The 13,486-nt window shown below is 69.5% G+C and carries 12 protein-coding genes; 7 read left to right on the plus strand and 5 right to left on the minus strand.

Annotated features, from left to right (window positions below):
- Positions 1 to 11: 11 nt before the first annotated feature.
- From DMC64_RS22655 to DMC64_RS22665, 3 genes are all read right to left on the minus strand, one after another.
- The gene (locus DMC64_RS22655; protein ID WP_125735189.1) at positions 12 to 2,336 is read right to left on the minus strand and encodes an ATP-binding protein; all 2,325 of its coding nucleotides are present in this window, start codon (positions 2,334 to 2,336) and stop codon (positions 12 to 14) included.
- Complete coding sequence (locus DMC64_RS22660) at positions 2,333 to 2,734, minus strand: RIP homotypic interaction motif-containing protein (protein WP_125735190.1); 402 nt, start codon at positions 2,732 to 2,734, stop codon at positions 2,333 to 2,335. Before DMC64_RS22660 ends, DMC64_RS22655 begins: the two co-directional genes overlap by 4 nt.
- Positions 2,735 to 2,857: 123 nt before the next feature.
- A complete protein-coding gene (locus DMC64_RS22665) occupies positions 2,858 to 3,409 on the minus strand; it encodes a TetR/AcrR family transcriptional regulator (RefSeq protein WP_158634249.1) in 552 nt (183 codons plus the stop codon).
- An 83-nt stretch (positions 3,410 to 3,492) separates the two neighbouring features.
- On the opposite strand from DMC64_RS22665, the gene DMC64_RS22670 reads away from it, so the two are divergent.
- From DMC64_RS22670 to DMC64_RS22680, 3 genes are all read left to right on the plus strand, one after another.
- Complete coding sequence (locus tag DMC64_RS22670; protein WP_125735192.1) at positions 3,493 to 5,031, plus strand: MFS transporter; 1,539 nt, start codon at positions 3,493 to 3,495, stop codon at positions 5,029 to 5,031.
- Positions 5,032 to 5,164: 133 nt separating this feature from the next.
- Positions 5,165 to 6,139 carry an alpha/beta hydrolase gene (locus tag DMC64_RS22675; RefSeq protein WP_125735193.1) on the plus strand — a complete coding sequence of 325 codons (975 nt, stop codon included), beginning with the start codon at positions 5,165 to 5,167 and terminating at the stop codon, positions 6,137 to 6,139.
- Between the two features lie 81 nt (positions 6,140 to 6,220).
- Positions 6,221 to 7,255, plus strand: coding sequence for a GlxA family transcriptional regulator (locus DMC64_RS22680; RefSeq protein ID WP_125735194.1), 1,035 nt, complete (start codon positions 6,221 to 6,223; stop codon positions 7,253 to 7,255).
- Between the two features lie 12 nt (positions 7,256 to 7,267).
- On the opposite strand, the gene DMC64_RS22685 is transcribed toward DMC64_RS22680, so the two are convergent.
- Positions 7,268 to 8,188, minus strand: a complete 921-nt coding sequence (locus DMC64_RS22685; protein WP_125735195.1) for an NAD-dependent epimerase/dehydratase family protein — start codon at positions 8,186 to 8,188, stop codon at positions 7,268 to 7,270.
- 30 nt (positions 8,189 to 8,218) lie between these two features.
- Positions 8,219 to 9,400 carry a trans-acting enoyl reductase family protein gene (locus DMC64_RS22690; protein WP_125735196.1) on the minus strand — a complete coding sequence of 394 codons (1,182 nt, stop codon included), beginning with the start codon at positions 9,398 to 9,400 and terminating at the stop codon, positions 8,219 to 8,221.
- A 134-nt stretch (positions 9,401 to 9,534) separates the two neighbouring features.
- Here DMC64_RS22690 and DMC64_RS22695 point away from each other — a divergent pair, with 134 nt between their 5' ends.
- The 4 genes from DMC64_RS22695 (at position 9,535) to DMC64_RS22710 (ending at position 13,442) form a co-directional block, all read left to right on the plus strand.
- Entirely contained in the window at positions 9,535 to 10,044 is a 510-nt protein-coding gene (locus DMC64_RS22695; protein WP_233629775.1) for a TetR/AcrR family transcriptional regulator, read from the plus strand.
- 105 nt (positions 10,045 to 10,149) lie between these two features.
- Positions 10,150 to 11,079, plus strand: coding sequence for an acetoacetate decarboxylase family protein (locus DMC64_RS22700; protein WP_125735197.1), 930 nt, complete (start codon positions 10,150 to 10,152; stop codon positions 11,077 to 11,079).
- A 7-nt stretch (positions 11,080 to 11,086) separates the two neighbouring features.
- Positions 11,087 to 12,673, plus strand: a complete 1,587-nt coding sequence (locus DMC64_RS22705; RefSeq protein ID WP_125735198.1) for a succinic semialdehyde dehydrogenase — start codon at positions 11,087 to 11,089, stop codon at positions 12,671 to 12,673.
- Between the two features lie 58 nt (positions 12,674 to 12,731).
- Positions 12,732 to 13,442 (plus strand): type 1 glutamine amidotransferase domain-containing protein, encoded by a 711-nt coding sequence (locus tag DMC64_RS22710; protein ID WP_125735199.1) that lies wholly within the window; start codon positions 12,732 to 12,734, stop codon positions 13,440 to 13,442.
- Positions 13,443 to 13,486: the final 44 nt, after the last annotated feature.

Genomic DNA, 13,486 nt, shown 5'->3' on the forward strand with positions numbered 1-13,486 from the left:
GGGCCCTGGCGCTACCGCGTCGGTTCGTCTTCGAAATCCGGGCGGAGCCGCCAACCCAGCAAACCCTGAACCGGCTCGTCACAGCCCGCGGTCTCAGGGGCCGGGGCCGCCCGTTCTGCGGCGTCACGGGCGTCGTCGGGTCGGCCGGCGGCGGTGAAGATGCGTTCCAGTTCGCGCCATATCTGAACTTCCGCGCGACGGTCACTGATCTTCGCGTAGGTCACGGCGGCGGCGACGAACGCCTGCACGGTGTCGGCAAGCCAACCCGCCTCGCGGAACACCACACCCAGGTTGCGCCACGTCTGCGCCGCGCTGCGCCTGTCGCCGACCTCCTCGAAGGCAGTTCCCGCAGCGAGGAACACGTCGATCGCGTCGCCACGCTGCTGGAGCTCGTACAAGGTGATCGCCAAGTTGCCTCGCGCCATCGCCGCATGAGGCCGGTCACCGATGTCGTGGAAGGTCGCCACCGCGGCGGTGTGCTCGTCGAGAGCGCGGATGTGATCGCCCCTTTTCTGGAGCGCGGAACCCGCGTTGCTTCGCGCGGCGGCTTCGCTGCGGCGGTCACCGAGTTCCTGGAAAAGGTCAGCGGCATAGAGGTGGTAGCTTGCCGCTCTCCCGGCGTCGCCCACGCCCTGCAACGCCAAGCCCATGTCGTCCATCATCCGGCCGTCGATGGCCAGATCGTCGAGGAGTACGCGGCCGGCCAGCAGCGCGGTGTTCAGATTGTGGAGGGCCTCCTCGCACCGTCCGGCCTCGGTCAGGGCGGCCGCCAGGTTGTCGATGGCCAAGACCGTCGTTACCGGGTCACGCAACCGGCGCGCCGATCGGTCGGCGATCCGGGCGACGGCGCCCCAGTCGGCCACCTGACGCCGCCAGGACCAGAGATTCGACAGGGCGAAAGCCAGATCCACCACCTTCTGATGTTGTTCGGCCTCCTCGGCTGTCGCCACCGCGGCGACCAGGCACGCCTGTTCCGTATCCAGCCAGGTCAGTGCGTCCTGCCAGCCGGTGAACGGCCCACCGTGAGGGTGCGGTGCCTGGGAGCGCACCGTCGCCATCCAGCCCAGCGCGGCTCGCGTCGTCACCAGGTAGTGGTCGAGCACCCGGTCGGTCGCGGCGGCGAGCTGCGCCGAGCCGATGCCGAGATCGGCCACGGCGTGCCGGGCGACTGCGAGGCGCAGCAAGTCGTGGAACTGCCAGCGCCGCGGGCCACCCAACAGCAGGTGGGCGCGGGTCAGCACCCGCAACCGCACCCTCGCGACCACCTCGTCCACACCCAGCACCGCCGCCGCGGCCGCCGAACCGGAGTCCGGGCCGGGCGCGATCGTCAGCAGGCACAGCAACCGGGCCGCCTCGGGATCTCGGGTGCGCAGCCGCTGCCAAGACGTCGCGAACGCGGCGTGTATCCCGCCGACACCGTCATCCAGTACGTCCAACCGGGTTCGCGTGTCAGCCAGGTCGGCGGCGAGCTCACCCATGGTGAAGTCCGGTTCCTCGGCCAAGACGCCCGCGGCGATCGCCACGGCTTGAGGCAGCCACCCGCACCACCGCAGCACCTCCGCCACAGCGGCGGAATCGGCCACCCGAGGATCAGCCGGCAGGCCGCGGCTCCGGGCCCGCTGGTGCAGCACGGCCCGCAGCAGCTCCGCTGCCTCATCGGGCGCCAGCACCCCCAGCTCCACTCGATCGGCGCCGGCCAGAGGCAGAGTTTCACGCGACGTGATCAGCACCCGGTGAGCGCGGGCAGCGAACGGTGTCGGCAGCAGATCGCGGACTTGATCGGGATCCGCGGCGTTGTCCAGCACCACCAGCACCCGCTGGCCGCGAGCGGCCAGCAGATCGAGGTGCCGGTGATAAGCGGTCGGCTGCTGCGCCACGTCGGTCGGGATCCCCTCGGCCGGCACGCCCAACGCCCGCAACGCCGACGCGAACACCTGACCGGGCCGTATCCGGTTCTCCACAGTGGGTTCATAGCCGCGCAGATCCACGAAAACCGCACCGCCGGGAAACCACCCCGAAGCCACCGCCTCCGCGGCGACCCGTCGGACCAGCGCGGTCTTGCCGATCCCGCCCATACCTTGCACCACGCCGGCCACCGGGCGGGCAACGCCGGGTTCGGTGGGCGCCAGAAGCCCGGTCAGCCGCTCGAAATCCGCGGCCCTTCCCACGAACACCTCGGCGTCGGGCTCGGCGTGAATCGCCGTCACCACCGCGCCGCTTTCCGGGACAGCGCCCTGAACCTGGAGGTAGAGCGTGTTGTGGTCGCCGACCTGCACACCCTGCCCGTAACGGGCGTCGACCGCCATGGGCTTCGGTTCGTCGGCCGACGCGGTCACTGCGACGATCGCGAGCCGAAGTTCAGCGTCATCGAGTTGTGGTCGCCGACCTGCACACCCTGTGCCTCGCGGGCATCGACGGCGAACTTGCCGCCGGCCAAACCAGGTCGATCAAGCAGGTCTCGCGCGGCGGCGACCAACTCGTCATCGGGTTCGAGGTCCACTCCGTCCAGCGCTCGAACGAGCTCGGCCCGGATCAGCTGTTCCCGGTCGGGTACGGAATCGTCGCGGGCCGCTTCTTCGAGTTCCTCGGCCGCCTTCCTGCCCAGCCGCCGACGTAGCCCGCCGACCAGGCCACCGTAAGCATCCTTGACCGCGAGCGAGGCGGTGTCCTTGGCCCCGACCGCCGCTCCCGCGACCAGCGCGGCTGCCACCACATCCACCAGATCCCCGACCATCGCGCCTCCCTACGCCCGAGCCAGACGACCAGTCTGCCCCGCACCACCGCGCTTCGACCAGACCGGCGATCTGGCAGGACCGACGAGGTCGTCTCCGTTCTCAACGGGCGCGCAGGGCCAGTGTCATGCGTCCTCGCCGAGGACGTCGAGAATGCTTGCCGCCAGACGCTCCCGGGCTTCGGAGGTCAGCGGGGACGCCAGGGTGCTCTCGTATCCCCATAAGCCGTCGGCGGCCATCCGGGCGACCAGGCATCGCAGCGACTGATCGTCCATGTCTTCGACGGGCTGCTCGCCTTCGGGGAACCAGCGCCGGTAGACCCGGAGCCAGGGTGCCATCCACTCGGGGTCGTTGGCGGCTTCGAGAATGAACGGCATCTCCACATGGGTCAGTGACCGGAGCGAGGCCAGCACGTAGCCCTTGGTGCGATCCACCAGACTCGCGCCTTCGGGGTCTCGTCCCGTGGCATCGAGGAGTGCCCGCTCGATGCGGTCCGCCAGTTCCTCGTGGATCCCGACCAGCAACGCGTGCTTGTTCGGGAAGTGGTAGATCAGCCCGCGCTTCGTCATCCCGGCCTCTTCGACCACCGCGTCCAAGGTCAGCGCCGTGATCCCGCCCGCTTCCACCACCCGCAGTGCGGCCTCGATCAGTTGTGGTCGTGCGCTCGGTCGTGCCATCGGCCCTCCTGTCGACACCATTAGTATACCATCTGGTGTATGTACACTATTTGGTGAAGTAACTCGGACAGGAGGACGAACTCATGACGGAAACCCTTCAGCGGGCCACGGCCCGCACCTGGGTGGGATTGGCGGTACTCGTGCTGCCGATGCTGCTCATCGCGATCGACGGTGTGGTGCTGATCTTCGCGCTCGCCGACATCGCTGAAGACCTGCAGCCAACAGGCGTGCAGCAGCTGTGGATCCTCGACATCTACTCGCTGATGCTCGCGGGCCTGCTGATCACCATGTCGTCGCTGGGTGACCGTTTCGGTCGGCGCAAGATACTGCTCGTCGGCGCGGTCGTTTTCGCCGCCGCCTCGGTCTTCGGCGCCGTGTCCACCGAGCCGTGGATGCTGATCGCGTCCCGTGCGCTGCTCGGCGTCGCCGGTGCGATGATCATGCCGGGAACGCTGTCGCTCATCCGGAACATGTTCCTCGACCGCGGCCAGCGCCGAACGGCCATGGCGGTGTGGTCCGCGTCGGGAGCGCTCGGCGCGGCCGCCGGGCCGATCGTCGGTGGCTGGATCATCGAGATCTTCACCTGGCACGCGATCTTCCTGATGAACATCCCGGTCATGGTGCTCCTGCTGGTGCTGGCGCCGATCCTCGTCCCGGAGAGCAAGAACCCGAACCCGGGAGGCATCGACGTTCCCAGCATTCTTCTCTCGCTCTCGGGAATGATCGCCTTCGTCTACGGCGTGAAGACCTTCGCCGAAGGCAAGGAACCCGTTGCCGCGCTGGTCACCTTCTTCGCCGGGCTGACCCTGCTCGTGGTGTTCGTCGTCCGCCAGCTGCGCATGCCGGTGCCCATGATCAACGTCCGCCTGTTCCGCGTCCGGGCCTTCACCGGCGCGGTGGTCACCGACCTGCTGTCGGTGTTCGCCCTCGTCGGAGCCATGTTCGCGATGACCCAGTTCCTGCAGCTGGTCGCCGGGCTCAGCGTCATCCAGTCGGCGCTGTGGATGCTGCCGCAGGCCGCGATGTCCGCCTGCGCCGGGTTCATCGCCGCGGCGCTCGTCAAGCGCTTCCCCACGTCGATCATCGTCGCCATCGGCGGACTCATCACCGCCGGAGGCTTCGCGATGCTGCTCACCCTCGACCCCGGCACCCCACCGTGGTTCATCGCGATCAGCCTGTGCCTCGTCGGCCTCGGCGCCGGTGTGGCCATGACGCTGACCAACGACCTCATCATGAGCTCGGTACGGCCGGAGGAGTCGGGCCAGGCCGCCGCGATCAGCGAAACCGCCTACGAACTCGGCACCGCGTTCGGCACGGCCATCCTCGGCTCCGTGCTGCTCGGCTTCTACCGCGCGGGCCTCGCCGACACAGCCCCGTCAGGACTGCCCGGGGGCATTCTCGACTCCGCCAAGGAAACCCTCGCCGCCGCACTGCTGCACGCGCGCGAACTGACGGCGGACCTCGGAGCAGCCCTGTACACGGCGGCGACCGACTCGTTCACGAGCGCTCTCTCGTGGACCGGCGGAATCGCAGCGCTGATCCTGCTCGCGGTGGCGATGTTCGCCGCCGTGATGCTCCGTGGGGTATCGGCGCAAGAAGACCTCGCAGATGTCGAACACTGAGGCGAGTCAGGGCGGGAACCGTAGGAGTGTCGCGATCACCTCGAAGGGAGTCGTTCGCGGCACTCGGCGCGAGAGCCGAGCGGGTCGTAGCGTCGAGGAGGCAAGTGACCGGCATTCGAGGAAAGGACTTCCGATGACCGACCTTCCTGCCCCGACCACGCCGTACCTGGAGCCCGAAGCCAAGAAGCTCACCGAGGACACCGACCCGCATCCGCGCATCTACGAGCTGCCGCCCGAAGAGGGCCGCAAGATCCTCAGCGACCTGCAGAGCGGCGAGGGCGTCGAGCGACCGGACGTCGATGAGGAGTGGGTCGACGTCGACGCCGGCGAGTGGGGCACCGTCCGCACCCGCATCATCAAGCCCAAGGACGCCACCGGTCCGCTGCCGGTCGTGTTCTACATCCACGGCGCCGGTTGGGTCTTCGGCGACGACAAGACCCACGACCGCCTTTTCCGCGAGCTCACCGTCGGCGCCGGTGCCGCCGGCGTCTTCCCGGTCTATGACTGGGCGCCCGAGAAGGGGTACCCCACACAGGTCGAGCAGAACTACGCCGTCGGTCAATGGCTGCAGGCGAACGGCGCCGACCACGGCCTCGACACCTCCCGCGTCGCCGTCGCCGGTGAGTCCGTGGGTGGATGCATGTCCGCGGTCTTCGCGCAGATGAACAAGGACCGCGGCGGGCTCGCGCTCAAGGCGCAGATCCTGCTCTACCCCGTGACCGGACCGGACTTCGACACCCAGTCGTACCACCAGTTCGCGGAGCACTACTACCTCACCCGCGACGGCATGAAGTGGTTCTGGGACGCGTACACGACCGACGAGAGCAAACGCGAGGAGAAGTACGCCTCTCCCCTGCGGGCCACGATCGAGGACCTCGAGGGACTGCCGCCAGCCCTCGTCATCACCGCGGAGGCAGACGTCCTGCGCGACGGAGGCGAGCTCTACGCCAACAAGCTCCGCGAGGCAGGCGTCGAAGTGACCGCCGTCCGTATCAGCGGAACCGTCCACGACTTCATGCTGCTGGACGGCCTGCGGAACACCCCGGCCACCAATCTCGCGCGGAAGCTGTCCATCGACGCGCTGCGCGAGGCGCTTCACCAGGCATGACATCGGAAAGGGCGCGAGGCGGCAGACTCGGCGGGGTCTGCCGCCCATAGGCGTGCCGGCCACGGCATCCGAGGAGACGAGATGAGCCCGACGGCCACAGGCCCGCATGTCGACGAGACCGGTGCGCGGGTCGTCGGTGAGATCGGCCTGCTGGAGTACGAAGACTGCCAGGTCTCGGCGATCCACGGCCTCCGGGACATCTTCCGCGTCGCCAGCGAGTACGCCGTCGAGTCGGCCGATCCTCCGAGCGTGATCCGGGTCAGCACCTGGACCGTGACCGCCGCCGAGGAGGGGCCGGTCATGGTCTGTTCCTCGGACACCCATCCCGACCTCGAGCATCGCCTCAGCCACGTGATCATCCCGCCCAGTCTCATCGTGCCCGAGCTGATGACGTCGGTCAGCGAGCTCACCGACTGGCTCGCCGGCCTCCGGTCCGGGGGCACCACTCTCTGCGCGGTGTGTGCCGGCGTCTTCGTGCTCGCCGAGACCCATCTGCTCGACTCGCGGGACGCCACGACCCATTGGGCGTTCGCCGAGGAACTGGCGCGGCGATATCCGAAGATCCGGGTGGACGCCTCGCGCATGGTGATCGACGACCTCGACATCGTGACGGCCGCAGGAATCCTGGCGTGGGTGGATCTGGGGCTCACGCTGGTCGACCGGCTGCTCGGTCCCAGCGTCATGGTGCACACGGCGCGTTTCGTCCTCGCCGACCCGCCTCGCCGGCGGCAGTCCCTCTACCAGGAGTTCACGCCCCGACTCCAGCACGGCGACGCCGACATTCGCCAGGTGCAGGCCCAGCTGCACGCCAGGCTCGACGAACCCCACCCCGTGGAGCGTCTCGCGCGAACCGTGGCCATGCACCCGCGCACCTTCCAGCGGCGGTTCAAGGAGGCCACGGGCCTGACGGCGACGGAGTACATCCAGGCTGCCCGCATCGCGAAGGCCCGCGAGTCCCTGGAGCTGACGAACGAGCCGGTCGCTCGGATCTCGCGCGGCGTCGGCTACCTCGACGTGTCGAACTTCCGGCGGCTCTTTCAGCGCGCCACGGGCGTCACGCCGTCGGAGTACCGGAACCGATTCGGGATCGCGTCACGGTCCAGCCCCGCGGGGTGACCGGTCGGGCGGTCAGTCGGCGAGGATCCGCTCCACGCCCTCCCGGTACGTGGTGACCCGGAAGTCGGGGAAACGGGCCGCGAATTTCGAGCTGTCGAAGATGTTGTCGTCGCGGTAGCGGGCGAGCAGCTCGTACATCTCGTCGAGCGGCTTGACGAAGCGGCGCCCGAGGCGGAAGGCGAGCATCGGCAGCACCGTGTAGCCGACCTTGCGGCCGGTGACCTCGCCGGCGATCTCGACGAGCTGGGCGTACGTTCGCCGGTTCGGGTCGACCGGCAGATGCCATGTCCCGCCGTAGGCGTCCGGCGTGTTCCCGAGCAGGGCCAGTGCCCGGCTCGCGTCGGGAGTCCAGATCAGGGAGCGCTTGGCGCGGGCGTCGACCGGGACGAACGGCCGCTTGCCCGCCCGGATCCGGTCGAACACCAACGAGTTCGTGTAGCTCGTGGTCCGGCCGGGCCCGTAGAACTCGGGGGCGCGGCCGATGAGGCCCTGGACCCGGCCCGCTCGCATGGCCTCCAGCAGCATGGTGGCGAGCTCGCCGCGGACACGTCCTTTGCGGCCGCCCGGCGCGAAAGCCGTGGACTCGGTCTGGGGCGCCGACGTTCCGGGATACATGTAGGTGTTGTCGAAGAAGACGAGCTTCGTTCCGTGTTCGGCGCAGGCGTCGATGACGTTGCGCATGATGACGGGGAACTGCCGCTCCCACAGCTGCGAGTCCAGGGGCAGCCCGACGGTGAGGTAGGCGATTTCGCTGCCCGCGACAGCACGGCTGGTGGCCGCGGCATCGGTGAGGTCCGCGGCCACGAGCTCGTCGGTGTCGTTGACCTGCTTCGGCTTGCGGCTGACGAGCCGGATGTCTGTGGTGTGGTTGCGGTGGAGCTCGTTCACGAGCTCGTCGGCGATCGGTCCGCCGGCGCCGAGAACGGTCTGCATTCGGGTCTCCTTTGAAGTGTCGGGGGCAGCTCAGCTGATCACGGTGAAGCCGATGCCGGCGTCCTGGAGCCGGTGCATCAGGTTCTCGCCCATCGCGGCGGCGGTGGTGACCTGGCCGGCGGTGGGCGGGTTGTCGTCGAAGGCCAGGCACAGCGCCGACTCGGCCAGCATCTTGGCTGTCTCGGTGTAGCCGGGGTCTCCGCCGCTGACCTGGGTGTGCACGGTCTCACCGCCGCCCTCGCCGAGGAAGTCGACGGTGAACCACGTGCGGTCGCGCCGCTCCGCCGACGGCCCCTCGCCTTGCGGGATGCGCCGGCCGATGGCGCGGCGCAGGGGCGGGATCTGTACTGCCGCCAGGGCGGCGGCGAAACCGGCGACCGCGCCGCCGACGGTGGTGGCGCGCCGGACCCCGGCGTAGTGGGAGTAGGTGAAGTCGGGTCCGTAGTCCAGGCGAGCGAGCGCGGACCGCCGGACGACGTCGGGGTCGATCGTGGGCAGCGGGATCAGCCAGGTCCCGAGCACGCGGTCGCGATGGGGGCGGCCGACGCGCGTGCGAACCTGTCGTCCCCGCGGTCGCGGCTCGAGCCGGCGGCGCCGGGCCGCGGCCAGCAGCATGGCGCGCGGTCGCGACAGCTGGCCGAGACCGGAGTGCAGCGTGCCGCCGGAGATGGTGGCGTTCGTGCGGACCACGCCCCGAAGGGTCACCGGCACCCCGGACGGCAATTGCTGGACGGTGAAGAGCGCGCCGAGATCATGCGGGATCGAGTCGAAGCCGCACGCATGGACGATACGAGCGCCGGTCCGCTCGGCCGTCGCGTGGTGCTCGACGTACATCCGGTCGACGAACTCGGGCTCGCCGGTGAGGTCGACGTAGTCCGTGCCGGCCGCGGCACAGGCGGCCACGAGCGGTGCGCCGTACTCCAGGTAGGGGCCGACCGTGGTGATCACGACCCGCGCGGACTCTGCGACGCGGGCCAGGGACCGAGGATCCGAGGAGTCCGCGTGGAGAAGCGCGATGTCCTCCCCCCGCTGGTCGATCCGGAGGAGACGGTTGCGGACGCCCTCCAGCTTGGCCTGGTTGCGCCCGGCGAGCGCGAGCCTCCCTTCGCGAGGGAGACGGGCGGCGAGGTACTCGGCGGTCAGGCCGCCGGTGAAGCCGGTGGCGCCGAAAAGCACGACGTCGAAGGGACGCGGGTTCGTGGGAGCGGACATCGGCCTCGATTCCTCCGGACGCGGTATGTTTACGGTGCTCACAACAGCGTAGGAGGGTGAAGTAAGCGGTGTCAACATCAGGGAAGGGTGGCTACCATCACGGCGATCTGCGAGCAGCGCTGCTGTCGTCCGCCATGGAGATGCTCGAGGCCGGCGAGCCCTTTTCGCTTCGCGCCATCGCACGTAGGGCCGGCGTGTCACAGACAGCGCCATACCGTCATTTCAAGGATCGCGACGCACTGGAGTCCGCTCTGGCCGTCGAGGGCTTCCGGGACCTCCTGGCAGACCTGGGCGACGGGCGCACGCCGCCCACCTCACTCGCGGACTTGGCCGAATTCGCGGTCACCTATGTCGCCTTCGCGTTGCGGCGCCCCGCCCTCTTCCGGGTGATGTTCGGCAAGCCGTGCGACGACGCGGATGACGAACGGGTCAAGGCCGCCGACGCCTTGCACGAACTGCTGGCCGACGCACTCCATCACGTCTTTCCCGAGGCGGACGCCTCGGCTCTGGCGTCCGCCGGATGGGGGCTCGCACATGGACTGGCCTGCCTGTATCTCGACGGCAAGCTGCAGGCGGCCTCGGACGACGAGGTTGCCGAGCGGGTGCGCGGAGCCTTCCTCGCGATCGCGTCGGTCACCCCCTGAGACCTGCCGAGCGTTCGTCGCGGGCCTCACACCCTCCGGTGTTGACAGTGCTCACATGTCGTGCAACCCTCGGTGTTGACGCCGCTTACATTGAGGAGAGCGCTCATGACACCGTCCGGCAAGCTGACCGACCGCACCGTCGAGGTCGACCTCGGAGGCCGTCTCGTCACCGTCCCCGAGGGCGGCCTCTACGACCGGTTCCGGATGGACACCGACCTCGACGAGGTCGCGCGGGATCCGAGGGTCGGCAGCGTCGACTTCTTCCGCCGGATGCCGAAGACCCGCGTGGACTCCCGCATCGGGCCCACGCTGACGCCGAACTTCTACTACCGCATCTCCACGACCCGGCTCACGATGCTCGCGCCGACGAAGGCGATCCGGGACCGCCTGCCACAGGAGCTGGATCCGCTCGAGGTCGCCCCGGGACTCGGGATCGTCTCGGTGATGGCCTTCCGGTACGACGTGTGCGACATCGACTTCTACACCGAGGCCGCCGTCGGCATCGCCGTCAAGCCGGCCCGGCACAGCCGCGGGCTGGGCCTGCTCGACCTGGTCACCGCACTCAAGAACGACTCCCTGCACTCCTACGTGCTCTCGCTCCCGGTCAACACCGAGATCGCGCAGGTCCGCGGCCACGACGGCTACGGCTTCCCCAAGTGGGTCACCCGGCTCGACGTCGACATCGACACCGAGCGCACCTCCGCCAGGGTCGCCAACGACCAGGGCGGCCTCGACCTCGCCCTCTCGGCGCCCACCCCGAAGCAGACCGCCCGGCCCACCGGCGAGCACGTCTCCACCCTGACCTCCTACACCACGATCGACGGCGCCTGGCACGCCACGACCAGCCAGATCAACATGCTCTCCGCAGGCACCACGCGATTCCCCCGCGGCCTGGACCTGCGGCTCGGGGAGGGCCGGATGAGCCAGGACCTGCGCTCGCTGAAGCCGATCCGGACGATCCAGCTCGACGTCACCACCGAAGGCCAGCTGGCACTGCACATGCCGGTGCCCACCTCCGTCCAGGACCGGAGCTGAGGACGAGATGACCACCACGAAAACGCGCCACGCCGACACCACCCTTCCGGCTTCGCTGACCGCGGCCCGGGTCGAGCGCCTGGCCACCCTGGTCACCGCCGGCGCCGAAGCCCAGCGGGTCACCACGACCGCGCCCTACACCGGCGCACCGCTGGCGGACCTGCCCGTCTCCACCCCCGACGACGTCGAGGAGGCCTTCGCCCGGGCCCGTGCCGCACAGGCCGGCTGGGCGGCCACCCCGGTGGCCGAACGCAAGCGCATCATGCTGCGCTTCCACGACCTCGTCCTCCAGCGGCAAGAGGAGGCTCTCGACCTGATGCAGGCCGAGAGCGGCAAAACCCGCCGCGACGCCTTCCTCGAGGTCAGCGACATCGCGATCACCGCCCGCTACTACGCGCGCAGCGCACGGCGGCTGCTCTCGCCGAAGCGCCGCAAGGGCGCGATCCCGGTGCTGACGCACACCACCGAGCTGCACCACCCCAAGGGCGTGGTCACCGTCATCTCGCCGTGGAACTACCCGCTCAGCATGGCCGCCGGTGACGCCATCCCGGCCCTGATGGCAGGCAACGCCGTCGTGCAGAAGCCCGACACCCAGACCGCCCTGACCGCGCTGTGGGCCATGGAACTGATGCGCGAGGCCGGGTTACCGGCCGACGTCTGGCAGATGGTGGTCGGCCGTGGCAGCTCCATCGGAGGCGCGCTCATGGCCGGTGCGGACTACCTGATGTTCACCGGCTCGACCGCCAGCGGGCGCCGGATCGCGCGCGACGCGGGCGAGCGGCTCATCGGCGCGTCGCTGGAGCTCGGCGGCAAGAACGCGATGGTGGTGCTCGCCGACGCCGACATCGACAAGGCCGCCGCCGGTGCGGTCGCCGCCTGCTTCCCCTCGGCCGGGCAGCTGTGCGTGTCCATCGAGCGGCTCTACGTCGCCGAGGAGATCCACGACGCGTTCGTCGCCGCGTTCGTCGAACGCACCCGGGCCCTGCGCCTGGGCGCCGCCTACGACTTCTCGATGGACATGGGCTCGCTGACCACCCCCTCGCAACTCGAGACCGTCAGCGCGCACGTCGGCGACGCGGTGTCGAAAGGCGCGACCGTGCTGGCCGGCGGCAGCGCCCGTCCCGACCTCGGCCCCCTGTTCCACGAGCCGACGATCCTGGCCGACGTGACACCGGAGATGACACTGTTCGACCACGAGACGTTCGGGCCGGTCGTCTCGATCTTCCGCTACCGGTCGGTGGACGAGGCCGTGGCGATGGCCAACGCCACCCCGTACGGCCTCAACGCGAGCGTCTGGGGCCGCGACGGCGCGGCGGCCCGCGAGGTCGCGCGACGGCTGCACGCCGGCACCGTCAACGTCAACGAGGCGTTCGCCGCCGCCTGGGGCAGCATCGACGCCCCCATGGGCGGCATGGGCGACTCAGGCCTCGGCCGCCGTCACGGCGCCGACGGACTGCTCAAGTACACCGAAGCCCAGACCGTGGCCCACCAGCGGCTCCAGGGCTTCACCCCGCCCCGCGGAATCGAACACGAGCGATGGGCGCGAATCCTGACCCGGGCGTTCAAGACACTGCGGGCACTGGGTATCCGATGACCACGAGCCACACCGGCCCGCCACACCGCCATCCGCGCCGCAGGAAGGAAGAACAGCCATGACCAAGCACGTCCTCCACGTCGTCACCAACGTCGGTCACTACGACGACCCGTCCCACGCCACCGGGCTGTGGCTCTCCGAGCTCACGCACGCCTGGCACGTGTTCGACGAGGCGGGCTTCGAGCAGACCCTGGTGAGCCCAGCGGGCGGCGCCTCGCCGCTCGAGCCGCGGTCGCTGAAGTTCCCCACCTACGACAAGACCGCCAAGGCCTGGCGCGCCGACCCCGCGAAAATGGAACTCCTCGCGACCACGAAGAGTCCCGAGGAGATCGACTCCGCCGACTTCGACGCCATCTACTTCACCGGCGGCCACGCCGTGATGTACGACTTCCCCGGCTCCGAAGGCCTGCAGCGCATCACCCGCGAGATCTACGAGCGCGGCGGCATCGTCTCCTCGGTCTGCCACGGCTACTGCGGACTGCTCGACACCCGGCTCTCCGACGGCACCTACCTCATCGACGGCAAGCACCTGACCGGCTTCGCCTGGCAGGAAGAGGTGCTCGCCCGCGTCGACAAACTGGTGCCCTACAACGCCGAAGAACGTGCGAAAGAGCGCGGCGCGCTCTACGAGAAAGCCACGCTCCCCTTCGTCTCCTACACCGTGACCGACGGCAACCTCGTCACCGGCCAGAACCCGGGCTCGGCCAAGGCCACCGCGCGCAAGGTCGTCGAAGCCCTCGCGGGCAACACGTCGCAGACCCACCCCTGAGGCGCACCCGTTCCGTGGAACGCAGGCCGACGCCCGGGACGATC

The organism is Amycolatopsis sp. WAC 04197 (assembly GCF_003947475.1).
Classification (GTDB): Bacteria; Actinomycetota; Actinomycetes; order Mycobacteriales; family Pseudonocardiaceae; genus Amycolatopsis; species Amycolatopsis japonica.

Bases quoted from the DNA above. Each gene is read 5' to 3' on its own strand.
- DMC64_RS22660 (WP_125735190.1), bottom strand. From the start codon at position 2,734: ATGGTCGGGGATCTGGTGGATGTGGTGGCAGCCGCGCTGGTCGCGGGA.
- DMC64_RS22665 (WP_158634249.1), bottom strand. From the start codon at position 3,409: ATGGCACGACCGAGCGCACGACCACAACTGATCGAGGCCGCACTGCGG.
- DMC64_RS22670 (WP_125735192.1), top strand. From the start codon at position 3,493: ATGACGGAAACCCTTCAGCGGGCCACGGCCCGCACCTGGGTGGGATTG.
- DMC64_RS22675 (WP_125735193.1), top strand. From the start codon at position 5,165: ATGACCGACCTTCCTGCCCCGACCACGCCGTACCTGGAGCCCGAAGCC.
- DMC64_RS22680 (WP_125735194.1), top strand. From the start codon at position 6,221: ATGAGCCCGACGGCCACAGGCCCGCATGTCGACGAGACCGGTGCGCGG.
- DMC64_RS22685 (WP_125735195.1), bottom strand. From the start codon at position 8,188: ATGCAGACCGTTCTCGGCGCCGGCGGACCGATCGCCGACGAGCTCGTG.
- DMC64_RS22690 (WP_125735196.1), bottom strand. From the start codon at position 9,400: ATGTCCGCTCCCACGAACCCGCGTCCCTTCGACGTCGTGCTTTTCGGC.
- DMC64_RS22695 (WP_233629775.1), top strand. From the start codon at position 9,535: ATGGAGATGCTCGAGGCCGGCGAGCCCTTTTCGCTTCGCGCCATCGCA.
- DMC64_RS22700 (WP_125735197.1), top strand. From the start codon at position 10,150: ATGACACCGTCCGGCAAGCTGACCGACCGCACCGTCGAGGTCGACCTC.
- DMC64_RS22705 (WP_125735198.1), top strand. From the start codon at position 11,087: ATGACCACCACGAAAACGCGCCACGCCGACACCACCCTTCCGGCTTCG.
- DMC64_RS22710 (WP_125735199.1), top strand. From the start codon at position 12,732: ATGACCAAGCACGTCCTCCACGTCGTCACCAACGTCGGTCACTACGAC.